This is a genomic window from Vibrio sp. SCSIO 43133 (genome assembly GCF_023716845.1).
In the GTDB taxonomy this organism is placed as follows: domain Bacteria; phylum Pseudomonadota; class Gammaproteobacteria; order Enterobacterales; family Vibrionaceae; genus Vibrio; species Vibrio mediterranei.
Map to the genome: position 1 here is coordinate 1,854,146 of NZ_CP068024.1, position 22,363 is coordinate 1,876,508.

Genomic DNA, 22,363 nt, shown 5'->3' on the forward strand with positions numbered 1-22,363 from the left:
TTGCACCAAATCAGTTCAATTTTAACGACTTATGATGCAACACAACAATAACTAGCACATTGTATTCAGGCTGGACCTGATTTACACGGAAATAACAGGAAGGATACACAATGGCAAAGAAACTCACTCTTATTGCTTCTTTAGTAGCGGCATCTGCTGCAATGATGAGTACATCAGCATCTGCTGCTGACGGCACTCTCGACAAAGTCACTAAAGCTGGCGTTTTAACCTGTGGCGTTAGTACTGGTCTTCCAGGCTTCTCTAACCCTAACTCAAAAGGTGAGTGGGAAGGTATTGACGTAGAATACTGCCAAGCTCTTGCTGCTGCGGTATTGGGTGACAAATCCAAAGTTAAATACGTTCCATTGACTGCGAAAGAACGTTTTACTGCACTTCAATCTGGTGAGATTGATGTACTATCACGTAACACTACATGGACTCTACACCGTGACTCTGCACTAGGTCTAAACTTCGTTGGTGTTAACTACTACGATGGTCAAGGCTTTATGGTTAAGAAAGATCTAGGTCTTTCTAGCGCTAAAGAACTTGACGGCGCGTCTGTTTGTGTTCAATCAGGTACCACTACTGAGCTGAACCTAGCTGATTACTTCCGTAACAATGGTATGGAATACAAGCCAGTAGTATTCGATACTGCAGCTCAAACGTCAAAAGGTTTCGACTCAGGTCGTTGTGATGTGTTAACAACTGACCAATCTGGTCTGTATGCACTTCGTCTAAACCTTCAAGATCCAAGTTCAGCGGTCGTTCTTCCAGAAATCATTTCTAAAGAGCCTCTTGGCCCAGTAGTACGTCAAGGCGACGACCAATGGTTCAACATCGCTAAGTGGACACTAGCAGCAATGGTGAACGCTGAAGAATATGGCATCACGTCAAAGAACGCAGATGAAATGCTGAAGTCTAAAGATCCAAACATCAAGCGCATTCTTGGTGTTGATGGTCCTAAAGGTAAAGGCCTAGGTATACGTGATGATTGGGGCTACCAAATCATTAAACAAGTAGGTAACTACGGCGAGAGTTTTGAGCGTACAGTTGGTGAAGGTTCACCACTTCAAATCTCACGTGGCGTAAACGCACTATGGAATGCTGGCGGCTTCATGTACGCGCCACCAATCCGCTAATAACTATTAAGTGCTCAAATAAGGGCGGTTCATCCGCCCTTTTTTTAAAAGGATTTGAGGTTATAGCTGTATGAAACCTACTACGACTCAAGTCGCACCGCAGAACAAACCTGCGAAAAGCGCAAATCTACTATACAACCCCACCTTCCGCTCTATTGTTTTCCAAGTTATCGCCGTTCTCGCTTTAGGACTCTTTTTCTATACGATCGTTAACAATGCGTTAAACAATCTAGCTGCTCGAGGTATCGCAACGGGTTTTGATTTCTTAAACCAAGAAGCAGGCTTTGGAATTGGTCTTACTCTTATCGAGTATGACGAAACCTTTTCTTATGGCCGAACCTTTTTTGTGGGGCTTTTAAACACGGCGCTAGTCTCTGTGCTAGGCATTGTGTTAGCTACTGTTCTCGGATTTGTCATCGGTATTGCTCGACTTTCTTCTAACTGGCTAGTTAGTCGATTTGCTGCAGTGTATATCGAGATTTTCCGAAACATTCCTTTATTGTTACAGATCTTCTTCTGGTACTTTGCGGTCCTTCAAGCCTTACCTTCCGCTCGTCAAAGTATGAGCCTAGGTGAAGCTATTTTCTTAAATGTTCGCGGCCTTTACTTCCCTGCTCCAGTGTTTGGAGAAGGCAGTAGCGTGGTGATCGGCGCTTTTATACTCGGTATTATTGCGACCATCATTATTAATATTTGGGCTAAGAACAAACAAAAGCTTACTGGTCAACAAACACCAATGTTTCGCATTGGTTTGGGTTTAATCGTTGTCCTTCCTGTTGTTGTATTTTTTGTTATGGGCATGCCTATCACGGCAGACTACCCCGTTCTTAAAGGCTTCAACTTTAAAGGTGGTATCAGTATTATTCCTGAGCTTGCGGCTTTGACTCTTGCTTTAAGTATCTATACCGCTTCCTTCATTGCTGAAATCGTTCGTTCAGGCATTAATGCTGTAAACCACGGTCAAACCGAGGCAGCAATGTCTCTTGGATTACCTAAATCTCGCACATTAAAACTGGTCGTTATTCCTCAGGCAATGAGGATCATCATTCCACCACTTACCAGTCAATACCTTAACCTGACAAAGAACTCTTCTTTAGCTATGGCGATAGGTTACCCAGATTTAGTATCTGTGTTCGCTGGTACTACGTTAAACCAAGTTGGACAAGCCATTGAAATCATCGCAATGACTATGGCCGTTTACCTAACCTTGAGTTTGGTGACGTCTGCATTGATGAACTTGTACAACAAGAAAGTTGCATTGGTGGAGAGGTAATATGTCACAACATCAATTTCAACCGGACCTTCCGCCGCCAGCCAATACTGTTGGTGTGGTAGGTTGGTTACGAAAGAATCTATTTAATGGCCCAGTTAACTCTCTACTAACGATTGTTTTAGGCTACTTTGCTATCTCTCTACTTTGGTATGTGTTCGATTGGGCTATTCTCAAAGCAGATTGGGTTGGTACCACTCGCGACGCTTGTTCGAGAGAAGGCGCGTGCTGGGTGTTTATCAGCGTTCGCTGGGAACAGTTCATGTATGGCTTCTATCCTCAAGCTGAGTTATGGCGCCCTCGCCTGTTCTACGCAACTCTGGCAATTTTCGTTGCTTTGCTTGCTTATGAACGAACGCCTAAACGTTTATGGATTTGGTTGTTCTTCGTCAACATCTATCCTTTCATCGCCGCTGGCCTCTTATACGGTGGTGTGTTTGGGCTTGAAGTCGTAGAAACACACAAATGGGGTGGTCTACTTGTCACACTGATCATTGCTCTTGTGGGTATTATCGTCTCTCTACCTATTGGTGTAGCGTTAGCATTAGGTCGACGTTCAGAGATGCCGATTATTCGCAGTATCTGTACTGTTTATATCGAAGTATGGCGTGGCGTTCCGCTTATCACTGTTCTGTTTATGGCGTCGGTAATGCTGCCGTTATTTTTCTCAGAAGGTGTAGAAACTGACAAGCTGATTAGAGCATTGATTGGTGTTGTCATGTTCAGTGCGGCTTATATGGCGGAAGTTATTCGTGGTGGTCTACAGGCTATTCCAAAGGGCCAATATGAAGCAGCAGACGCGTTAGGTCTTACTTATTGGAAAAAAATGGGGCTTATTGTGCTACCGCAGGCACTTAAGATTACCATTCCTTCAATCGTAAACACCTTCATTGGTTTATTTAAAGATACCAGTCTAGTACTCATCATTGGTATGTTTGATGTACTGGGTATTGGTCAAGCCGCAAACACCGACCCCGAGTGGCTTGGTTTTGCTACGGAAAGTTATGTATTTGTCGCGTTAGTGTTCTGGGTGTTCTGTTTTGGCATGTCGAGATACTCGATTTGGCTAGAGAACAAGCTGCATACCGGTCACAAACGATAAACGGAAATTCGAGGACGTATTATGACGCAACAAGAAGATTACATGATCCAATTAAAGGACATGAACAAGTGGTACGGCGAGTTTCACGTACTGAAAAATATCAACCTTGACGTTAAAAAGGGTGAAAAAATCGTAATTTGTGGCCCTTCCGGTTCAGGTAAGTCAACGATGATTCGTTGTATTAACCGATTAGAAGAGCATCAAGCAGGACACATTTTTGTCTCTGGTAACGAATTGACTGAAGACCTGAAAAACATCGAAGCGGTGAGACGTGAAGTGGGCATGTGCTTCCAACACTTTAACTTGTTCCCTCACCTCACGGTGCTGGAGAACTGCACGCTTGCTCCTATTTGGGTCAAAAAGATGCCAAAAGAAGAAGCGGAAGCCATTGCGATGAAATATCTTGAGCGCGTTAAAATCCCAGATCAAGCTGACAAATATCCTGGTCAGCTATCTGGTGGACAGCAGCAACGCGTAGCTATCGCTCGCTCATTGTGTATGAACCCGCAGGTTATGTTGTTCGACGAGCCAACGTCAGCTCTCGACCCAGAAATGGTTAGAGAAGTACTGGACGTAATGGTAGAACTCGCAGAGGAAGGAATGACCATGCTGTGTGTAACGCACGAAATGGGTTTTGCAAAAGAGGTTGCCGACCGAGTGATATTTATGGATGCCGGGGAGATAATCGAAGAGAACAATCCTGTTGATTTCTTTGAAAATCCGCAATCAGATCGAACGCAAAACTTCCTAAGTCAGATACTTCATCACTGATTGCTCTGGATGAGAAATGGCGACTTTTTTAAGTCGCCATTTTTACATTGTTTTGCCATTTGCAACGTAGAAATATCGTGTTACAACTTACTACACACTTAACCAATTATTTTTATTATGATTTTGTTCAATGACTTGTATTTGTGGACTTGATTTTTCGAACAAACAGCCCCATAAATAGTCATATAAGTAAAGACAATCATCTATGAGGAAGATTATGAACGATCCTATGGTATCTCGCAGTTCATCTCAAGCGAGTGTACTGCAAACTAACAAAGTATTGCGAAATACTTACGCGCTGCTATCTATGACGCTACTTTGGTCTGCGGTCGTTGCAGCATTTTCTATGGCTATGAACCTGCCTCGCCCAGGTTTGATTATTATGCTGGTTGGCTTCTACGGTTTGCTTTTCCTTACTGAAAAGAACCGCAACAACAGCATGGGCTTGGTATTTACGTTCCTATTTACTGGCTTCCTAGGTTACACAATCGGTCCTATCCTTAACGCTTATGTTGGCGCTGGTATGGGCGATGTTATTGTGACCGCTTTAGGTGGTACTGCTCTAGCGTTCTTAAGCGCGTCGGCTTACGCACTAACAACCAAACGTGACCTATCGTTCCTTAACGGTATGCTTCTAGCTGGTTTCGTTGTGCTGTTGGTAGGTATGGTTGCAAACATCTTCCTACAAATGCCAATGCTATACCTAGCGATGAGCGGAATGTTTATCCTGTTCTCAACAGGCGTTATCTTGCTTACAACTCAGCAAATTGTTCGCGGCGGTGAGACTAACTACATCTCTGCAACTGTAAGCTTGTATGTCTCTATCTACAACATCTTCATCAGCCTACTATCTATCCTAGGTATTATGAACGACGACTAATCAAGTCGCTGGATGTTAAGGAAAGCCCAAGACACGTTCTTGGGCTTTTTTTGTATCTAAATACTGATTAAAACCACCCTACCACTCTTGAAAAAAAGCGTGTAACTAAGCTAACCTTGCCACGTGTTTCAATTACAAGATCAAAAACATGTTTGAATTTAACGGTAAAACCATCGAAACTGACGCCGAAGGGTATTTGCTCAATCATCAAGATTGGGAGCCTGCGATGATCGAAACTCTAGCACAAGAGGAAGGTATTGAACTGACCGATGCACATCTAGAGGTTGTAATGTTTGTTCGCGACTTTTATGTGGAGTTTAACACCTCACCAGCGGTACGAATGCTGGTAAAAGCAATGGAAAAGGCACATGGTCCGGAAAAAGGAAACAGTAAATATCTTTTCAAGCTGTTCAAAAAAGGCCCGGCAAAGCAAGCTACAAAACTTGCAGGTTTACCAAAGCCTGCAAAGTGCTTATAAGTACTCAGAGAATTTTAAAACCACTGTAAACAGTACTTTGTTCACAAGGCTCTTTGGTCACCGAATCAACCGTTGCGGTCCTTGGGCCTTGCATTAGCCATTCACACAAAGCTTCAACTTTAGTTTGATCACCACATGCAACCACCTCAACCGAGCCATCATATAAGTTTTTAGCATACCCAGTCAGTCCCAATTTTAACCCTTCATGACAAGTGTGGTAACGAAACCCTACTCCTTGAACCATGCCTTTCACAACAACCTTCTGACAAATTTGAGTCATATCTTCTCTCCTGCATGAACAGCGTGCTAAGCTGATTTTAGTTCATCTATACAGTTTCTAAATCAGGTTAACGGAACTCTATTTGCATTTGTTTGAATCTTCACACAAAATAGCCAACCTTTTCTCTGTTTCAACTTCGTAAGGCATCCCATGGCTCCAGCTATTCATCTTGTTAAAGGTCGCGACAAATCACTTCGACGCAAACATCCTTGGATTTTCTCTAGAGGTATTTCTCATGTTGACGGCCAGCCGTCACTTGGCGAAACAGTCGACGTGTTCGCTAGCAATGGCGAGTGGCTAGCTAAGGCTGCATACTCCCCTAACTCTCAGATTCGAGCACGTGTATGGAGCTTTGAAAAGCAAGATATTGACGTTAGCTTTTTTGTCAGCCGTATCAAGCAAGCGCAGTTACTAAGGGAAGACATAATTGAACGAGATGGCTTGACCGGATATCGCTTGATAGCTGCAGAGTCTGATGGTTTACCGGGTATTACCATCGACCGCTATGAAAACTTCCTAGTTTGCCAATTGCTCAGTGCTGGAGCAGAATTCCAAAAGGATGCCCTTGTAGAAGCACTTACGCAGTGCTTCCCAGAATGCTCTATTTACGAGCGTTCTGATGTATCGGTTCGTAAAAAAGAGGGATTAAAAGAACGCACTGGTGTATTGCATGGAGAAACACCATCAAAGCCAGTCGTCATTGAAGAAAATGGCGTAAAAATTAGCGTCGATATCATTAACGGACACAAAACGGGGTTCTACTTGGATCAGCGCGATAGCCGTTATCAAGCACAGAAGTATGTAAAAGATAAAGAAGTACTAAACTGCTTCAGTTATACCGGTGGATTTGGACTTTATGCATTAAAAGGCGGTGCCAAGCGTGTCATTAACGCCGATGTTTCTCAACTGGCTCTTGATACCGCGAAACACAATGCCGAGTTGAATGGTTTCACTGAGAAGAAAAAAGCGGTGTTCCTCAATGCAGATGTCTTCAAGTTATTGCGTGAATACCGAGATCAAGGAACCAAGTTTGATGTAGTTATCATGGATCCGCCAAAGTTTGCCGAATCGAAAGCTCAACTCAATGGCGCTTGTCGCGGCTACAAGGATATCAATATGCTAGCAATGCAGATCTTGAAGCCCGGTGGTACCCTTTTGACTTACTCTTGCTCAGGATTAATGGACGGCGCATTATTCCAAAAAATAATCGCAGACGCCGCTGTAGATGCTAACCGTTCTGTTAAGTTTGTAGAACGATTTGAACAAGCCGCAGACCACCCAACAGATACCGCTTACCCGGAAGGCTTCTACTTGAAAGGGTTTGCTTGTAAAGTCCTCTAGACCTAAAGCACTTTAGAGTCAAGACTCTACATCATTTTCTAAGCCATTCTTTTTTCGAAAAGAATGGCTTTTTTGATTGAGCTGTCTCAAAAATAAGACATTTTTTCATTTCCTTAATTGAATTAACGAATTTCTCTACTATTTTCAATAGTATGTGGCAATGTATAACAAAGCCAACATCTAGCCTGTACCTACCCCTCTTTAGGTTCAAGGTGTGATCGAGCTAGGTTGAAAGAACAAGGTTGTGCGCTATAGTAATTCTATAGCGTGTTACCTAAGTTTATGACTTAACTCGAATAAATAGTAGTGAGTAGAAGTGATGAATTTGCAAGCTCAAAACCAAAAATCAGCAATTCGTCTAGCCAAGGATTAAGGAGAATAACATTGAACAGGTTCACTCTAACAGCAGCCGCTTGTTTTGTAGCCCTTAGCCTTCCGGTTAGCAGTCAAACATTAGAGCAAGCAGTGGCAAACACACTTGCTACTAACCCTGATATTAAAGCCGCATATAATGAATACGTTAGTAAACGATATGACGCAGAAGCTTCTGTGGGGGCGTATCGACCTAAAGTCGACTTGGACGGTGGTATCGGCTACGAAAGAACGGATTATGACCGTGAAAACTCTTTAAATAGTCGAAACGAGAACTTAACTCGAAAGGAAGTTGGTATTAGTCTTACTCAATTGATTTGGGATGGTAACGAGACATTAAACGATATGGATCGAACTGCTGCGGAAGCAGAGTCTGTGAGATACCAATTACTTGCGGATGCCTCAGACATTGCGCTTGAAGTTGCTCAGATTTATCTCGACGCGACCAAAGCCTACGAGATATTGGCTCTCTCTGAAGCTAATCTAGAAGTACACAAGAAAATATATAAAGACATTAAAAAGCGTGTTGACTCAGGTATTGGTTCAACCGCAGACCTTTCACAAGTCGAAGCTCGTATTGCAAAAGCTCATGGTAACTTACTCGCCGCGCAGAACAACCTTTTCGATACACATACGCAGTTTAAACGCCTAGTAGGGCAAGCCCCTTTGGGCCTCAAATATCCTAGAGCTGATGAAGTCGCTATTCCACCAACCGTAGATGACGCACTAAAAATCGCCATGGAACATCACCCTGTAATCAAAGTCTCTCAGGTGGATGTAGACTCTGCTCGTTTTCAATACCAACAAACTAAAGGGGTTAACTACCCTACCTTCTATATCGATGCGGGCCATAACTGGCGTGACGATGCCGGTGGTAATATCGGTACCGATAATGAAACTCGCGCTATGCTTCGAATGCGTTACAACTTATATAATGGCGGCTCAGACTCCGATCGTACTGAAGCTGCAGCGTACCAACTCAATAAAGCCAAAGACTTCCGTGACAGAACCTACCGCATGGTTGAAGAAGGATTAAAACTCTCTTGGACAGGTTTAGAGTTCACCATTCAACAACGTGAATTTTTGTCCGATCACGTAGACTCTGCTTCTGACACTGTTGTTGCTTACCAAAAACAATACAAGATAGGCAAACGTACTCTTCTTGATGTTCTTAACACCGAAAACGAACTGTTCGAGGCTCGTAAAGGATATTTAGACGCTAAATACGCTGAGCAATTTGCTCGCTATCGAGTGATGAATGCTACTGGCGATTTACTTGCAGCATTACGAGTTGACACTCCAAAAGAGTGGAACGAGAAGGTGGAGTATTAATATGAAACTACAGACCAAATTACTACTATGTGGCCTTGTTTCTCTGCCGCTTTTTGCATCAGCAACAACGCCTGAAAATGATAAATACGACTACATCGCAACTCCTCTTGCCGATCAAAAAGCCGATTTAATCGACGATGATGGTGATGGCGTTATTAATGCCCGTGACTTGTGTATTGCAACTCCGGAAGGCGCTGCGTTAGATAACGATGGTTGTGAACAATATGTCGACGTGTCGAATACGATGGCGTTGAGAATTTTGTTTGATAACGCGTCAACATATATCAAACCAGTATTCCAAACACAAATCAGCCAAATGGCAGACTTCTTAAAGGAATACCCAGATACCACTATTGAAATTCAAGGCTATGCGAGTGTAGTTGGTAACCCAGAGAAGAACTTGGTACTTTCGAAGAATCGCGCTGAGGTTGTTCGTGAAGCGATCATCAACAACGGTATCGCCCCAGAACGCCTAACTATTGTGGGCTATGGCGATACCCAGCCAGAAGAGCTTGGTGATACCGAGTTTGCACATGCGATGAACAGAAAAGTGGTTGCTTCCGTTGTTGGTTATAAAGGTGAAGTAGAAAAAGAATGGACTATCTTTACTACTATCGGTAAATAGTTCACTCTTCACTCAGTTAAACTAAGAGCGCTATGTATTAGCGCTCTTTTTGTTTTATTTCATTTAGATATTCGGTATCTCATGCTAACCTTGTAGCAATTCTTATTAAGAGTATAAAGTGATGAGTAAATTAACTTCAGATATCGAACAAAACCTTAACCTGTTTATTGAGGAAACCACCCAAAACCAGCTTGTTTGGGGCCTGCGTAATGAAGATGGTTGGTTAGCGTGCGATTCTACTGAGTTCGAAAACACAGAAGTTATGCCGTTTTGGTCGTCTGAGGAAGACGCAAAAACACACAACGTTGAAGAGTGGGCTGATTTTGAAGTGTTACACATCCCACTTGATATCTTTGTAGAAGATTGGCTACTAACTCTCGATGAAGATGGTGTGCTAATCGGTACCAACTGGAACAGTCAGCTAGACGGTAAGGAAATGGAACCATCAGCTATCGCTAAGTTGTACTTAAACGCTAAGTAAACGAAAAAAATAGAGGCGTTCAGCCTCTATTTTTTATTCTGACTTCTCGTTCAGAGAAGCCATCACTTCGGACTTATTCTCTAAATAATGATTCAGTCCGTTCGCTCGAAGATCACAAGATGGACAATCTCCACAACCGTCGCCAATAACGCCGTTATAGCAGGTTAACGTTTCTTCTCGGATTAACGATAGCGCATTAAACTTATCAGCCAGCGCCCAAGTCTCTGCCTTATCTAACCACATAAGTGGCGTAACAATATCAAACTCTCTGTCCATCCCTTGCACCAAAGCGCTATTCATAGCTTTGATAAAGTCATTTCGACAGTCAGGGTAGCCAGAAAAGTCCGTTTCACATACACCGGTAATGACAGCTTGCGCGCCGATTTGATAGGCGTAAATACCCGCCAGTGTCAGAAACAGTATATTGCGACCCGGCACGAATGAATTCGGCAGACCATTTTCTTGAAGCTCGTGCGAGACAGGAATATCGTCACGAGTTAATGAGCTAATCGCAAGCTCGTTGAGCAAGCTAACGTCCATAACTTTGTGTGCTTTCACGTTGAGCTTGTTTGCCAATGCTTCCGCTACTTCAATCTCTAGCTTATGGCGTTGGCCATAATCAAACGTAATTGCATGTACTTCATCGTACTGCTCAAGTGCTTGGACCAAGCAAGTTGTTGAATCTTGTCCACCACTAAAAACGACTACTGCCTTTTTCATCAATATCTCCTCGCCCTTTAAGCAATACTTAAATATTTATGTGTTTGAACTGATAAACGCCAATTTCTCTGAATACAAGTTTCAATACACAACTCAGTTGCACGTGGCTTCTGGCTGATTGGCTGAAGCGCAATAACCACATCACTCTTTAACTCTACACCCTGTAAAAGCTCATCTAATTGGTCGACGTTTTTTTGCGTCGCAACTGGGTGCTTGATTTCATCAGCACGTTCTAACGACGAGGAAAGTACAGGAAGCTTTCCCTTCATTGCCACTTTTGGTGACACCGTAACCCAGGTTACTGGCGTGACTCTTATTTCTGAAGTACCGCTGGTTTCGATTTGGCAACGACACCCAATGGCTTCAAAGGCTTCACATAACGCGGTTAGATCATACTCACAAGGCTCGCCTCCAGTAATCACAATGTGCTTTGCGTTAAACTGCTGCGATTGATACATAGCCACAATTTCCGCTGCGTCGACATCGCTCCACGTAGGGCTATCACCTTGTTTAGTTATGATTTCTCCAAACGAACGCTGGTCTTCATTATTCGCATCCCATGTCTGCTTCGTATCACACCACGAACAGCCTACGTTACAAATTTGAAGTCGGATAAATACCGCCGGGACGCCGGTAAACATGCCCTCACCTTGGATGGTTTCAAACATCTCGTTGATTTTAAATCGAGTATTACTCATCAAATCATGCCAATTATATAAGATGAGCAGACCTTAAAGGATGCGACCAAGAAATTCAATACAAAGTGTCATACTAAATCTCTGGTAGTGTAACGCGCTTTTTCATATCCTAGAGGCGTTTGATTTATTTCTTTTTTAGGTAAGTAACGTGTATAAACTCATTGCCATCGATATGGATGGAACCCTACTAACATCTGATAAAAAAATCTCTCCGCGTACTAAACAAGCTATCCAATCTGCCAAACAACAAGGCGTCCAAGTGGTGCTTGCATCTGGTCGCCCTCTCAACGGTATGTTAGATGCCCTTAATGAGCTTGGTTTGAACGGTGAAGAAGATTATGTCATCCATTTCAATGGTACCTTTGTACAGAAGGTAGTATCAGGTGACATACTTCATCAACAAATCATCGATGGTCGTCGCGCTAAAGAAGTAGCGAACCTAGCGAAACAGCTCGGCCTACATTGCCATGCCTTTAGCCGCGAATTGGGTTTGATTGCTACAGAAGCGAATCCTTACACCGACCACGAAGCTGAGATCAATAAGCTAGATATCACCATCTATGATTTTAATAAGCTAGAGGATGATCACGAGATCATCAAAGCGATGATTGTTGGTGAGCCAGCTCAACTAACTGAGGGCATCGGTAAAATCCCAGCGCGCTACCACGACGACTATACCATTGTACAAAGCGCCCCATTCTTCCTTGAGTTTTTGAACCCTTTAAGCAACAAAGGTGAAGGTGTCAAAGTTATTGCCGATCACTTAAATATCCCGTACGAACAAACCATGTGTTTTGGTGATGCAGAAAATGACCATCATATGATCAAATTCGCTGGTAAAGGTGTTGCGATGGCGAACGCCATGCCAGAAACTAAATCCATTGCCGACTATATTACTGACAGTAATGACGATGACGGTGTAGCTAAAGCCATTGAAAAGTTTGTGCTATAGTTTTCATTGTGTTGACTAGATAACATACTGTTTTAAGGAAGAAATATGACTTATCGCCTCCTACTTAACGGAAAGAAAGCTGCTCAAGATGATATTAGAGAAGCCATCTATCAACTCCGTGGTGAAGGTTACCCTATAGAAGTCCGTGTGACTTGGGAAGGAGGCGATATTGAAAGATTAGTACAAGAAGCGGCGGATCAAGGCGTCTCTAGGCTCATTGCTGGAGGTGGCGACGGAACCATAAACGAAGTAGTTGATGCACTTTTAAAAAACAATATCACCACAATGGAAGTTGCGGTTTTGCCACTTGGAACCGCTAACGACTTTGCGACCGCCTGCTCCATCCCAACCAATTCTGCTTACGATGCCTTGCTATTAGCTGTTTCGGGAACGTCTAAGCCAGTTGATGCAGCGAGAGCGAATGACCGTCACTTTGTGAATATCGCTACAGCTGGGTTTGGTGCGCAAGTTACAGCAAACACACCTATTGCCCTAAAAAACTTCCTTGGCGGAGGAGCCTACACGCTCGCAGGCCTCGTTCAAGCCATCAACTTCCAACCTTTTAAAGGCACGGTGAAGTTTGATGGTCAAACTGTCACAAGCAATGTGGTTGTCGGCGCTATTTGCAATGGCAGAATGGCCGGTGGTGGCCAAGCGCTCTCTCCAACCTCCTTTATCAACGACGGCTATTTAGATGTGGTGTCGCTTGAGGAATTCACTCCCAGCGATATCCCTGCCGTAATTGAGGAGTTGATGCAAGATGATGGTTATAGTGGAACGTTCGTTAAACGTAATCAGGTAAAAACCATTGAATGGATTTCCGATGGTATCATGCCTGTAAATTTAGATGGTGAACCTATCGAAGCTACCAATATCGAGTTTTGTGTGCTGCCGAACACAATCCAATTGGTTTTACCAGAGCACTGCCCAATGCTAGTTAGTCACTGATTTTCAGCTTAATGCAAGTAACAAAAAAGCGACCATTTCTGGTCGCTTTTTTCAATCCAATCAACACTACTTGATGTTAAGGAATGCAGCACCACGAACACCACCAGAATCTCCGTGCTTCGCTTTGACGATTTTCGGACACTTCGCCACAGACATTAGATATTTAGGGATACGCTTAGGCATTTCTTCATAAATAAGGTCGTAGTTAGATAGACCACCGCCTAACGTAACCACATGCGGATCGTTGCCCGTGAAGATGTTAGCGAAACAAATAGCCAAAAGTTCCATGAACATATCAACGAACTCAATAGCATCGGCGTCACCGGCTTCACGTGCTTTAATTATGTCGATAGCTTTCTTCTTTTCGCCGTAATAATTTGCATAAAGTAGCTCGAATCCACGTCCAGATAGGTAGTTATCTAAGCACCCTTTCTTACCACAGCCACAATCAAGAAGCGGCGCTTTTTCACCAAGGTGGAACCAAGCATCAATAGGCAGTCGCATATGGCCTAGTTCACCGGCTACGTGGTTACGACCAGAGAACACTTTGCCTTCGTAGATCAACCCACCACCAAAGCCAGTTCCAAGAATTAGACCCATTACAGATGGAGCATCTTTCAGTTCGTCATCCCATGCTTCAGACAATGCAAAGCAGTTTGCATCATTCTCAAGTTTCACTTCGCGACCAATCTTCGCTTCTAAGTCACTACGCAGAGGTTTGCCTTTCGCACATGCAATGTTTACGGTGAGTACAGTTCCGTCGTCAGCGTCTTCCATACCAGGCAGACCAAGACCTACTTTACCTTCGGTTCCAAGTTCTGCATCGTACTTAGCCACTAAATCTGCTAGGGTCTCTACTAGTAGCGGATAATCATCGCCTGGTGTAGGTACACGTTCTGTCGCAACGCGTTCAAGTTTTTCATTAAATGCACCAAATTCAATTTTAGTGCCACCGACATCAAAGCCGTAATACATGCAACTCTCCTTGCTAACCTCAACTTGAGGCAAAAAATAGATAACTGTTGGCATTATCCATATCCCTACCCCCTCAAACCGTGACGTAGAGCGGATTTATGCCCTTGTTCGAACTGCTTGTTCAACAAGCCATCACATTAGAACTGGAACTTTAGAGCGAGTTCTCGTTTTTTATTAGACCTATGAAATTATTCAGTGCTGGTCGCGACAAATCTGGAGAGAGACGCGTTTTGCTCAACATGTAACTTTCGCGGAAAACCGCGAACCATTCTCTCAATATCATCGAATGACGCAATGACCCGAATTGCTCAAAGACAATACTCGCAACTTCTGCGGTAGCAAGGTGATCTTCGTTCTCTGACTTTCGCATCATATAGTTAGACATAGCATCAGGCTTAATCGAACACACAGGGAACTGATTGAGATATGGTGACTTTCTAAACATACGTCTAGCCTCACGCCAACTGCCATCCAAAAGGATAAACAAGAGTTTCTTAGTTCCCTCTACTTCGAACTGGTTTTGGTCGATTAAACGCTTTTTATCATCAACATAATCTTCTGGAAAGATTATGACGGGTTGATAGGTCTCATCTTTTAGCAGTGCAAGGAGTTCTGGTTGAGTTTCAGTTCGATGCCAAGGAAACGCATAACCTTCTTCGACCGTATCAAGTATCAGGCGGCCTGTATTACTAGGCTTCAGAATTTCCGCATCAGAAACCAACAGCAACACTGCAAAGTCATTGCTCGGTTTTGGCTGGTACTCACAAATACAATACTGTTGCGCAATTTGGCAGCTTTTACAACGTATGACTTTCGCTCCACGAGCATTAAATGGTTTAGTTGCCGCGGCTAGGCGCTCATCGTACATTTTATGGAAGGCGTGACGTCTCATTTTCATGGTATTCTAGCGAAAGGTGGCGGGATTCTACTCTGGTACACTTTGTAAGTAAAAGGAAACCCTATTCAATGGAACACAGTGACTCTATTCGATTGTCGATCTTTCTCTCTGTACTCATAATTTGTGCGGTGTGGGAATGGTGTGTACCTAGAAAACAACGTACAAGGACACGACGTTTGCGTTGGACCAACAATCTCAGCCTAGTTGGCCTTAACTCTCTAATTCTCGCCTTAGTCATGCCACTTCTTGCCATAGAAGCTGCACTCTTTGCTCAGAAACATAGTATTGGGCTTTTTAACCAGTTCGAAGTGAGCACATGGTTAATTGCCCCACTTTGTGTAGTGCTGTTGGATGCAGCAATCTACTTTCAACATATAGTCTTTCATCGCGTTCCAATCCTTTGGCGATTGCATAGAATGCATCACGCTGATCGGGATATCGACGTCACCACAGGCTCTCGATTCCACCCTATTGAAATCATCCTCTCCATGTGGATAAAAATAGTGATCGTGATTGCCTTAGGCGTACCTCCAATCGCAGTGCTTATTTTCGAAATTGTACTCAATGCCAGTGCGATGTTTAATCATAGCAACGGCAAGTTGCCTTTGAAGTTTGATGCCTTGCTGAGAAAAGTTATCGTAACACCGGATTTTCACCGTGTTCATCACTCGGAGATCGTCAAAGAAACTCATTCCAACTTTGGCTTCTTTCTATCCATCTGGGACATCTTGTTTGGAACTTATCGTGCTCAACCTAAGTTAGGGCATGATGGCGTAGTAATCGGTATTCCAGCATTTGTCGAGCCAAGAGAACAAAGGTTGGACAAACTGCTTACCCAACCTTTTAGGAACGATAAGAACGACGCTAGCCATTCTCAGTAGAACTAAGCTTGGTTCAATTGATATTTATGTAACATCGATTGCTGGTGGCCCGCAATTTCCGCTACTTGCTCAGCACTTTCTACCATGGACTCCAACTGCATGCTCGAATGTTCACCTTGCTCAGTAACCTGAACGATTGAGCGGCCCACGTCTGCCGTGGCACGCTCTTGTTGTTCAGTAGCCACAGAAACTTGCTCTGCCCTGTTACGGATCTGATTCACTGAATGGGCGATGTCAGTAAAAGACGTTTTTACTCGGTCGCTGGATTCCAAAGCAAAAGACATTTCTTTGCGTGACTCGACAACCGATTGACGTGAGTCTTGGGCTGCTTGGATGAGCTCCGACATCATTTGTCGAATGTTTGTGGTTTGTGCAGAAGTATCACTAGCGAGTTTACGAACTTCGTCTGCCACAACAGCAAAGCCTCTGCCCTTCTCGCCAGCCCTTGCAGCTTCAATAGCCGCATTTAATGCTAATAGATTAGTGTTATCTGCAATCCCACTGATCATATCCACCATCTCTTGTATCTGCTTCACTTTGCCATCTAGCTCAGTCATTGACGCTTCATTGTTGCCTAACGTCGTATCCAACATATGAAGCCGTTCTTGGTTGTCAGATACCGCTTCCAAACCAAGGTTGGCATAACTATCCGCTTGTTGAGAATCGTTAAACGACGCAGTCGTCACTTGAGCTATCTCCTTAATCGATGCTTCCAGTTCTGTAACCGTTGTCACCATGCTATCTAGGGAGGCGTTTTGTGAACGCAAACTCAGACGAGTTTCCTCTGCCGCGCCGTGACTTATCTCCGCCGTTTGATAGAGTGTTTCACAGTTTCTCGTTACCACCTCAATCGAATCATGAGTCGACTCGATAACTTGGTTCAACTTTCTGGCGATATCTTGCATTTCAGCAGGACCCGCTAGCATCACTTTGCCCGTTAGTTCGTATTCTGTGAGCCCTTTCAATTGAGAGATGATGTTCTTTAAAGGTCGATTTATCCATCGACGCAGAGAGAAGAAGATTACGACGATTGTTGCAATTAGAAATGTTGTAGCAGCAATTAACCATTGTGAGGTTGTATCAAGAGTATGATTCACTACGGATTGACTATCTTTTATTAGTGTCGAGGCAGTATCAGAGATTTGCTGTAGGAGTTGTACCGTGTCATCGGCTATCACAACAGCACGTTCCAACTCCACTTTTTGCTTTTCAACCACTTCTAGCCTGTCGAGTATTTGACTTAGTACACCACTTTGTTTAAATCCGTCCTGAACCATTTCATATGGTGCAATAAGACTGGCAAACTCTTTGACTTCAGGGTGCCAATCAGAGAAGTCTGCAAATGCTAGGTTGATTCCAGCGATTCGATTACGCATTTCACGATATTCACTTTTCGCTTTACTCAGTTCTTCTTGCATCATCATGACTAAGAACGTGCTCTCCATTGAGCTAGCACTCGCAATAAATCGACTCGCCGCATCTGAAGACAATGGATTGTCTTGAGACAGAATTAGGCTAATACGATTCATTTCAGGGCCAATAGAACTTAACCCATAACGGAATCCCGTCACTTGCTTATCTATACGACCTTTCATTGCAATGAGTTGAGACTGAAACGCCAATACGGACTCAGTAACGGATTGCAATTCAGCTATTTTTTCCCTGAGTTGAGCTCTTTGATCTTGAGTCACGGCACTATCTATCTTTTTTGCAATCTCGAACAGACTATTGACCCGGATTTCACTAAGGCTAGTCAGCAGCGCGATACGTTCCTGGATAGCATTTAACTCTGCCTCAGAAGATAACTGGCTTCCATAGTTCAGTAACTTTACTTGTTCCAACGTATCTTGTGTTAAGGCTGCATTATTCATTGCCAGAGGGAGTACGCGATCCGATAAATTATCGAATTGATGTTTTACTTGTGTTAATCCACTTGAACTTAGCCAACTTAGAGCAATAAAGAAGATACAGATTAAAATGAATATTGCGCTGAGTGAATGAATTATTGAGGTTGGACGTTTTCGTTGTGTTGACGATGTCATAGCGATTCCGTTGCATCAATCGTAAAATTGCGACCAAATTTTGCGGATAAATAGTACAAACCGTTAATTTGGTATAAAATTATTCGGAAATGGTAGAGGCCGTTAATGACATATTTATTACACATAAATGTAAGCAGTGTGACAGATGAAAATTGTTAAATTATTGATTCCATACGGTATAGTGGCATTATTGACGGCTTGTTCAAGCCAACCAAGCCAAGCACCACACACACAAGTTAATTATAGAAGTGCTGAAAATGCACCATTTTTAGCTGAATACAAGAAATGGCAAGGCGTTCCTTATCGACTTGGTGGCACCAATTATTCTGGAGTCGATTGCTCGGCATTTGTACAGGCTGTCTATCAAGATGCTTATGCTGTTAGCTTACCCAGAACCACTGCGCAGCAAGTTAAAATAGGTCACAAAGTAGCTTACAATAATGCTCAAAGTGGAGATTTAGTGTTTTTTAAAACGGGAAGAAAAACTAGACACGTAGGTATTTATTTAGGTGGGAATACATTTATGCATGCCTCAACATCTAAAGGTGTGGTCCTTTCTCGACTCGACAATCCTTATTGGGCATCAACATTTTGGCATTTTAGAAATATTCAGTAATAGAATGCCTCCCTCTCAAAGAAATAAAATACCCTGAGAGGGAACGATCCTTTTGTTAATTTCTTTAATCATATATTGCAACAGCAGTATCAAAAAGATTTTTGACTAACGCTATATACTCTTCAAGAAATGCAACCTGCTCATTGGTGGCCGGCTTGTTCCAAACTCCAGCCAATACTTCTTCTAAGTCTTGAATCACTAAATCTACTTCTTTTAGCAACTTAAATCGCACACTTGAATGAAGTTCTGGGTTTTGTTCAAACAACACCATAATGTTGGACGCGACCATGTCCGTGGACACATCTTCTATTGTTTCTTCGCCCGTATCTCCAGAAGTTGAAGTGAATACATCAAGATTCATGGCGAGATGTTCGATTAATGCCTGATAGCCGTCAGTATCTACAACCACGACTGAACTCCTAGCAATTGTTTAAATGACAAGAACTTAAACATAGCAAACCTAGTTCACGTTTGTAAGAACTAGTACGAAAAATCGCGCTGCACGTCAATGATTCTGTGCGCTGGCAGTATGTTATGTAGTCAATATTGTTCTACACTAGCCATAGATTGGCAGACGGGAGTAACTTATGTGGCAAGCGATTTCAGATCAGCTATCCGATGCACTCATGTTCAACTTTTCTATCAAAGAACGTGTCAAAATGAGCGGTGGCGATATTAACCAATGCTATATGATTAGCGATGGTGATCAGCGTTACTTCGTGAAAACCAATCACAAAGACTTCCTTGCTAAATTTGAGATTGAGGCGGATAACCTCAAAGCGCTCCGTGACACTAATACGGTTCATGTACCCGAGGTGGTGTTAATTAGCAAAACTAAAGAATGTGCGTTCATCATTCTTAATTACATCCCTGTCAAACCTTTAGACGTGAGTACTGCCAGTCATCAGTTTGGAATTGAGTTAGCAAAACTGCATAAATGGGGTGAACAAGCCGAATTTGGCTTTGATCAAGACAACTATATTGGTGCTACTTTACAACCTAATCAGTGGCATAAAAAATGGTCCCGCTTTTTCTCTGAACAACGTATAGGCTGGCAACTACAGCTACTTAAAGAGAAACAAATCAGCTTTACCGATATCGACCAGTTTGTCTCCCTTATCAACGAGCACCTCTCTGGCCATAACCCTAAACCTTCTTTGCTGCATGGCGACCTTTGGAACGGCAATGTGGCTAACTCAGCCTTTGGGCCTATCTGTTATGATCCCGCTAGCTATTGGGGAGATCGAGAGTGCGATCTCGCTATGACAGAACTCTTTGGTGGTTTCAGGCAGGAATTTTATGACGGTTATGAAAGTGTACTGCCCATTGAGCCTATGTTCGAGTATAGAAAACACATCTATAATCTCTATCATGTGCTCAATCACTGCAACCTTTTTGGGGGCAGCTACCTCGACCAAGCTGAAGAGCTAATCTCAACGATTCAAGCCTCTTAGAGGTTTACTCGACCTTCACCTCTTTATCTAATATCTCAAGCAACGAGGCGAAGCCAACATCATACGGGTCGGACACACCACTCGAATTAAGCCAGTTGGTGACTAAACCAACGGATTTAGCGGGTACTATGTCCTTGTCCCTTTGATCGCCGGTCATCGTCAACTTGTTTGCCGGGATACCTAACTTGCCTGCGATGAGCCGATAGAATTCTGGGTTATTTTTAGAAACGCCAAGATTGTTAAAACAGAAGTAGCCTGTGATGTATTGAGCTAAACCACCACGTTCAAATGCCTGTTTTATATCGATTTCATTAGAATCTTGTGCATTGGTCGCAACATAAATGGGATACTGCTTAGAAAGCGCTGACAACAACTCCACGGCACCAGAAACTACTTCAACATTTGACCAATCACACATTTTTCCAGTTTGTGTAGGGTCATCGACCATTAGAGTGTCACCCCAATCAAACAAGTAAACTCGGTCTCGACTCAACCAACGCTTGTAGAGGTCTTGCCACTCTTCACGCAAGACACCGTACTTTATCGAATCAAAGTACTCACCTAAGTAATAGCGAACTTTGCGCAGCCTTGCCTCTTGCGTCATTCCAAGCTTCTCGGCACATCGCATCATTCCAGGGTTTCCAGACCAAGTAGTAAAGCCTACTCGCTCGATCTCCAATGTTGCAAAAAGATGCTCCACCCATGGAATCAGCGCTTTCAACCCAATGCCCCTACCCCAAAGTGATGAGTCGTAAATGGCCACACCAGCTTCAAGCCAACGCGTGTTTTTATCTTCCCAATAGTAGCTAACACTGCCTATTGCTCGCCCCAAATAATCTATGACCAAGCCTGTGTTACCATCTAGGAACTTTTGGAACTGTTGCTGCTTAAATTCGGATAGTGTTGGCCGAGCATAACCGAAGTAAGGGCCGTTGTATTTCGTCCACTCTTCGTCAGCCGTCATAAGTTGATAAAGCGGCTCTAGATCTTCGGTTGATGCCTTGCGTAAGGTAATATCCTGAAACCTTAGTTTGGTATTATGCATCGAATATCCTTGTCTAATCATTAAGATACTTCCAACTGTCTGCACCATCAAAATAGCGAATGTGTATGGTACTTGTCTCTTCTGGGGTCACCATTTTGAAATTGATAGCAACTTTCTGGGTTGGCGATTTATCCGTTGAAGTGTAATGCGTCACGCATCCGCATTCTGGACAGTGGTGAAAGTCGATAAAACCATCACCCCATTGATACGCCTTTGTCGGTTGACGTAATACTGAAACTGTCACCGAATCAGGCTCATAATAGCCCCACAATGTTCCATAACGACGACATACAGAGCAGTTGCAACTTGTTAAATTCGCCGGCCAGTTGGCAAAACTGAGAGTTATATTTCCGCAATGACATTGCGCGTTATGGTGAGACATTATTTTTTCCCTATTTACATTAACGATATCTAGCTAGGTTATAAAATTAAGTTAAGGGCGATGGATAACATAATAGCACCAACAAAGAGCTCCAATACTTTCCATGATATTGGTTTATGAAAGATAGGCGTTAGCAGTCGAGCACCGTACCCCAAGGAGAAAAAGAACACAAAGGAAGCCATCACAGCACCGAGCCCGAAAGAGAACTGATTCGGAGCATATTGGGTGGAAATAGAGCCTAGCAAAACAACGGTATCTAGATAGACATGTGGGTTTAGCCAAGTTAGCGCTAAGCAAATCAGAATGGTTTTTAGCAAACTTGCACTTGAATCACCTTCAGGGTCGAGTTGATGCTTGCTTTTGAAAGCAGAACGCAAACTTTGGATCCCGTATACAGTAAGAAAAGCAGCCCCCGCATAACGAGCTACTATTTCGATTTGAGGAAACCGTTCAATAATGACACCGAAGCCGCCGACACCCGCAGAAATGAGAATGGCATCAGAAACTGCACATACAGAACACACTGCAAATACATAGTGTTTCTTTAGCCCTTGTTTTAGAACAAACGCATTTTGAGCACCAATTGCAAGTATCAACGACAGACCCAAGGAAAAGCCTGTCAAAAAAGTCGTTACATCCAAGTAAACCTCACAATCCTTTATCGAGGAGAGATTATCTTGT

General features: G+C 43.2%; 25 protein-coding genes and 1 pseudogene. 15 read left to right on the top strand and 11 right to left on the bottom strand.

The window, feature by feature from the left end; genetic code table 11:
- The first annotated feature begins 110 nt into the window (after window positions 1–110).
- The 6 genes from JKJ11_RS08795 (at window position 111) to JKJ11_RS08820 (ending at window position 5,640) form a co-directional block, all read left to right on the top strand.
- The gene (locus JKJ11_RS08795; RefSeq protein WP_006074559.1) at window positions 111–1,139 is read left to right on the top strand and encodes an amino acid ABC transporter substrate-binding protein; all 1,029 of its coding nucleotides are present in this window, start codon (window positions 111–113) and stop codon (window positions 1,137–1,139) included.
- Between the two features lie 70 nt (window positions 1,140–1,209).
- On the top strand, window positions 1,210–2,412 hold the full coding sequence (locus JKJ11_RS08800) for an amino acid ABC transporter permease (RefSeq protein ID WP_124939736.1): 1,203 nt from the start codon (window positions 1,210–1,212) through the stop codon (window positions 2,410–2,412).
- Window position 2,413: 1 nt separating this feature from the next.
- Entirely contained in the window at window positions 2,414–3,511 is a 1,098-nt protein-coding gene (locus JKJ11_RS08805) for an amino acid ABC transporter permease (protein ID WP_006074563.1), read from the top strand.
- A gap of 21 nt (window positions 3,512–3,532) precedes the next feature.
- Window positions 3,533–4,282, top strand: coding sequence for an amino acid ABC transporter ATP-binding protein (locus JKJ11_RS08810; protein ID WP_031496112.1), 750 nt, complete (start codon window positions 3,533–3,535; stop codon window positions 4,280–4,282).
- A gap of 217 nt (window positions 4,283–4,499) precedes the next feature.
- Window positions 4,500–5,162, top strand: a complete 663-nt coding sequence (locus JKJ11_RS08815) for a Bax inhibitor-1 family protein (RefSeq protein ID WP_038230452.1) — start codon at window positions 4,500–4,502, stop codon at window positions 5,160–5,162.
- Between the two features lie 148 nt (window positions 5,163–5,310).
- Window positions 5,311–5,640, top strand: a complete 330-nt coding sequence (locus JKJ11_RS08820; RefSeq protein WP_124939737.1) for a TusE/DsrC/DsvC family sulfur relay protein — start codon at window positions 5,311–5,313, stop codon at window positions 5,638–5,640.
- A 4-nt stretch (window positions 5,641–5,644) separates the two neighbouring features.
- On the opposite strand, the gene yccX is transcribed toward JKJ11_RS08820, so the two are convergent.
- Window positions 5,645–5,920, bottom strand: a complete 276-nt coding sequence (yccX, locus tag JKJ11_RS08825) for an acylphosphatase (RefSeq protein ID WP_236109869.1) — start codon at window positions 5,918–5,920, stop codon at window positions 5,645–5,647.
- Between the two features lie 150 nt (window positions 5,921–6,070).
- Between yccX and JKJ11_RS08830 the strand changes: the two genes are divergently transcribed.
- The 4 genes from JKJ11_RS08830 to JKJ11_RS08845 all read left to right on the top strand — a co-directional run bounded on the left by JKJ11_RS08830 (window position 6,071) and on the right by JKJ11_RS08845 (window position 10,071).
- Window positions 6,071–7,261, top strand: a complete 1,191-nt coding sequence (locus tag JKJ11_RS08830; protein ID WP_252038019.1) for a class I SAM-dependent methyltransferase — start codon at window positions 6,071–6,073, stop codon at window positions 7,259–7,261.
- A gap of 384 nt (window positions 7,262–7,645) precedes the next feature.
- Window positions 7,646–8,965 carry a TolC family outer membrane protein gene (locus JKJ11_RS08835; protein ID WP_006074156.1) on the top strand — a complete coding sequence of 440 codons (1,320 nt, stop codon included), beginning with the start codon at window positions 7,646–7,648 and terminating at the stop codon, window positions 8,963–8,965.
- A gap of 1 nt (window position 8,966) precedes the next feature.
- Entirely contained in the window at window positions 8,967–9,590 is a 624-nt protein-coding gene (locus JKJ11_RS08840; protein ID WP_006074157.1) for an OmpA family protein, read from the top strand.
- Between the two features lie 121 nt (window positions 9,591–9,711).
- On the top strand, window positions 9,712–10,071 hold the full coding sequence (locus tag JKJ11_RS08845; RefSeq protein ID WP_006074158.1) for a DUF2750 domain-containing protein: 360 nt from the start codon (window positions 9,712–9,714) through the stop codon (window positions 10,069–10,071).
- A gap of 33 nt (window positions 10,072–10,104) precedes the next feature.
- Here the strand turns inward: JKJ11_RS08845 and queC are convergent, their stop codons facing one another.
- Window positions 10,105–10,791 (bottom strand): 7-cyano-7-deazaguanine synthase QueC, encoded by a 687-nt coding sequence (gene queC / locus JKJ11_RS08850; RefSeq protein ID WP_124939739.1) that lies wholly within the window; start codon window positions 10,789–10,791, stop codon window positions 10,105–10,107.
- Window positions 10,792–10,808: 17 nt separating this feature from the next.
- Window positions 10,809–11,489, bottom strand: coding sequence for a 7-carboxy-7-deazaguanine synthase QueE (gene queE, locus JKJ11_RS08855; protein WP_006074162.1), 681 nt, complete (start codon window positions 11,487–11,489; stop codon window positions 10,809–10,811).
- A 148-nt stretch (window positions 11,490–11,637) separates the two neighbouring features.
- Between queE and JKJ11_RS08860 the strand changes: the two genes are divergently transcribed.
- Both JKJ11_RS08860 and yegS read left to right on the top strand, forming a co-directional pair.
- Window positions 11,638–12,441 (top strand): Cof-type HAD-IIB family hydrolase, encoded by an 804-nt coding sequence (locus JKJ11_RS08860; protein WP_006074164.1) that lies wholly within the window; start codon window positions 11,638–11,640, stop codon window positions 12,439–12,441.
- 45 nt (window positions 12,442–12,486) lie between these two features.
- Window positions 12,487–13,389, top strand: coding sequence for a lipid kinase YegS (gene yegS, locus JKJ11_RS08865; RefSeq protein WP_038230439.1), 903 nt, complete (start codon window positions 12,487–12,489; stop codon window positions 13,387–13,389).
- A gap of 66 nt (window positions 13,390–13,455) precedes the next feature.
- Here yegS and nagK read toward each other — a convergent pair whose 3' ends face one another.
- Complete coding sequence (gene nagK, locus JKJ11_RS08870; protein ID WP_252038020.1) at window positions 13,456–14,364, bottom strand: N-acetylglucosamine kinase; 909 nt, start codon at window positions 14,362–14,364, stop codon at window positions 13,456–13,458.
- A gap of 151 nt (window positions 14,365–14,515) precedes the next feature.
- Window positions 14,516–15,262: a tRNA-uridine aminocarboxypropyltransferase gene (locus tag JKJ11_RS08875; protein WP_206379137.1), complete on the bottom strand. Its 747-nt coding sequence runs from the start codon at window positions 15,260–15,262 to the stop codon at window positions 14,516–14,518.
- 68 nt (window positions 15,263–15,330) lie between these two features.
- Between JKJ11_RS08875 and JKJ11_RS08880 the strand changes: the two genes are divergently transcribed.
- Window positions 15,331–16,143, top strand: a complete 813-nt coding sequence (locus JKJ11_RS08880; RefSeq protein WP_124939742.1) for a sterol desaturase family protein — start codon at window positions 15,331–15,333, stop codon at window positions 16,141–16,143.
- A 2-nt stretch (window positions 16,144–16,145) separates the two neighbouring features.
- On the opposite strand, the gene JKJ11_RS08885 is transcribed toward JKJ11_RS08880, so the two are convergent.
- Window positions 16,146–18,185: a methyl-accepting chemotaxis protein gene (locus tag JKJ11_RS08885; protein WP_252038021.1), complete on the bottom strand. Its 2,040-nt coding sequence runs from the start codon at window positions 18,183–18,185 to the stop codon at window positions 16,146–16,148.
- Window positions 18,186–18,330: 145 nt separating this feature from the next.
- Between JKJ11_RS08885 and JKJ11_RS08890 the strand changes: the two genes are divergently transcribed.
- Window positions 18,331–18,801 (top strand): NlpC/P60 family protein, encoded by a 471-nt coding sequence (locus JKJ11_RS08890; RefSeq protein WP_006074175.1) that lies wholly within the window; start codon window positions 18,331–18,333, stop codon window positions 18,799–18,801.
- 64 nt (window positions 18,802–18,865) lie between these two features.
- Here the strand turns inward: JKJ11_RS08890 and JKJ11_RS08895 are convergent, their stop codons facing one another.
- The gene (locus JKJ11_RS08895; protein ID WP_006074176.1) at window positions 18,866–19,210 is read right to left on the bottom strand and encodes a DUF3802 family protein; all 345 of its coding nucleotides are present in this window, start codon (window positions 19,208–19,210) and stop codon (window positions 18,866–18,868) included.
- 178 nt (window positions 19,211–19,388) lie between these two features.
- Between JKJ11_RS08895 and JKJ11_RS08900 the strand changes: the two genes are divergently transcribed.
- Window positions 19,389–20,255, top strand: coding sequence for a fructosamine kinase family protein (locus tag JKJ11_RS08900; protein ID WP_252038022.1), 867 nt, complete (start codon window positions 19,389–19,391; stop codon window positions 20,253–20,255).
- Window positions 20,256–20,259: 4 nt separating this feature from the next.
- Here JKJ11_RS08900 and JKJ11_RS08905 read toward each other — a convergent pair whose 3' ends face one another.
- From JKJ11_RS08905 to JKJ11_RS08920, 4 genes and pseudogenes are all read right to left on the bottom strand, one after another.
- On the bottom strand, window positions 20,260–20,703 hold the full coding sequence (locus tag JKJ11_RS08905) for an HAD family hydrolase (RefSeq protein WP_306345522.1): 444 nt from the start codon (window positions 20,701–20,703) through the stop codon (window positions 20,260–20,262).
- Between the two features lie 30 nt (window positions 20,704–20,733).
- Window positions 20,734–21,300, bottom strand: a pseudogene (locus JKJ11_RS08910) (GNAT family N-acetyltransferase); the annotation flags it as partial.
- A 13-nt stretch (window positions 21,301–21,313) separates the two neighbouring features.
- Entirely contained in the window at window positions 21,314–21,682 is a 369-nt protein-coding gene (locus JKJ11_RS08915; protein ID WP_038230429.1) for a GFA family protein, read from the bottom strand.
- A gap of 38 nt (window positions 21,683–21,720) precedes the next feature.
- On the bottom strand, window positions 21,721–22,323 hold the full coding sequence (locus JKJ11_RS08920; protein WP_171392738.1) for a LysE/ArgO family amino acid transporter: 603 nt from the start codon (window positions 22,321–22,323) through the stop codon (window positions 21,721–21,723).
- Window positions 22,324–22,363: the final 40 nt, after the last annotated feature.

What these genes read in the sequence shown, in the direction of transcription:
- JKJ11_RS08900 (WP_252038022.1), top strand. Translation starts at nt 19,389, where the DNA reads ATGTGGCAAGCGATTTCAGATCAGCTATCCGATGCACTCATGTTCAAC.
- JKJ11_RS08815 (WP_038230452.1), top strand. Translation starts at nt 4,500, where the DNA reads ATGAACGATCCTATGGTATCTCGCAGTTCATCTCAAGCGAGTGTACTG.
- yegS (WP_038230439.1), top strand. Translation starts at nt 12,487, where the DNA reads ATGACTTATCGCCTCCTACTTAACGGAAAGAAAGCTGCTCAAGATGAT.
- JKJ11_RS08805 (WP_006074563.1), top strand. Translation starts at nt 2,414, where the DNA reads ATGTCACAACATCAATTTCAACCGGACCTTCCGCCGCCAGCCAATACT.
- queE (WP_006074162.1), bottom strand. Translation starts at nt 11,489, where the DNA reads ATGAGTAATACTCGATTTAAAATCAACGAGATGTTTGAAACCATCCAA.
- nagK (WP_252038020.1), bottom strand. Translation starts at nt 14,364, where the DNA reads ATGTATTACGGCTTTGATGTCGGTGGCACTAAAATTGAATTTGGTGCA.
- JKJ11_RS08845 (WP_006074158.1), top strand. Translation starts at nt 9,712, where the DNA reads ATGAGTAAATTAACTTCAGATATCGAACAAAACCTTAACCTGTTTATT.
- JKJ11_RS08795 (WP_006074559.1), top strand. Translation starts at nt 111, where the DNA reads ATGGCAAAGAAACTCACTCTTATTGCTTCTTTAGTAGCGGCATCTGCT.
- JKJ11_RS08915 (WP_038230429.1), bottom strand. Translation starts at nt 21,682, where the DNA reads ATGTCTCACCATAACGCGCAATGTCATTGCGGAAATATAACTCTCAGT.
- JKJ11_RS08880 (WP_124939742.1), top strand. Translation starts at nt 15,331, where the DNA reads ATGGAACACAGTGACTCTATTCGATTGTCGATCTTTCTCTCTGTACTC.
- JKJ11_RS08840 (WP_006074157.1), top strand. Translation starts at nt 8,967, where the DNA reads ATGAAACTACAGACCAAATTACTACTATGTGGCCTTGTTTCTCTGCCG.
- JKJ11_RS08885 (WP_252038021.1), bottom strand. Translation starts at nt 18,185, where the DNA reads ATGACATCGTCAACACAACGAAAACGTCCAACCTCAATAATTCATTCA.
- JKJ11_RS08830 (WP_252038019.1), top strand. Translation starts at nt 6,071, where the DNA reads ATGGCTCCAGCTATTCATCTTGTTAAAGGTCGCGACAAATCACTTCGA.
- queC (WP_124939739.1), bottom strand. Translation starts at nt 10,791, where the DNA reads ATGAAAAAGGCAGTAGTCGTTTTTAGTGGTGGACAAGATTCAACAACT.
- yccX (WP_236109869.1), bottom strand. Translation starts at nt 5,920, where the DNA reads ATGACTCAAATTTGTCAGAAGGTTGTTGTGAAAGGCATGGTTCAAGGA.
- JKJ11_RS08800 (WP_124939736.1), top strand. Translation starts at nt 1,210, where the DNA reads ATGAAACCTACTACGACTCAAGTCGCACCGCAGAACAAACCTGCGAAA.
- JKJ11_RS08820 (WP_124939737.1), top strand. Translation starts at nt 5,311, where the DNA reads ATGTTTGAATTTAACGGTAAAACCATCGAAACTGACGCCGAAGGGTAT.
- JKJ11_RS08890 (WP_006074175.1), top strand. Translation starts at nt 18,331, where the DNA reads ATGAAAATTGTTAAATTATTGATTCCATACGGTATAGTGGCATTATTG.
- JKJ11_RS08875 (WP_206379137.1), bottom strand. Translation starts at nt 15,262, where the DNA reads ATGAAAATGAGACGTCACGCCTTCCATAAAATGTACGATGAGCGCCTA.
- JKJ11_RS08905 (WP_306345522.1), bottom strand. Translation starts at nt 20,703, where the DNA reads ATGGTCGATGACCCTACACAAACTGGAAAAATGTGTGATTGGTCAAAT.
- JKJ11_RS08810 (WP_031496112.1), top strand. Translation starts at nt 3,533, where the DNA reads ATGACGCAACAAGAAGATTACATGATCCAATTAAAGGACATGAACAAG.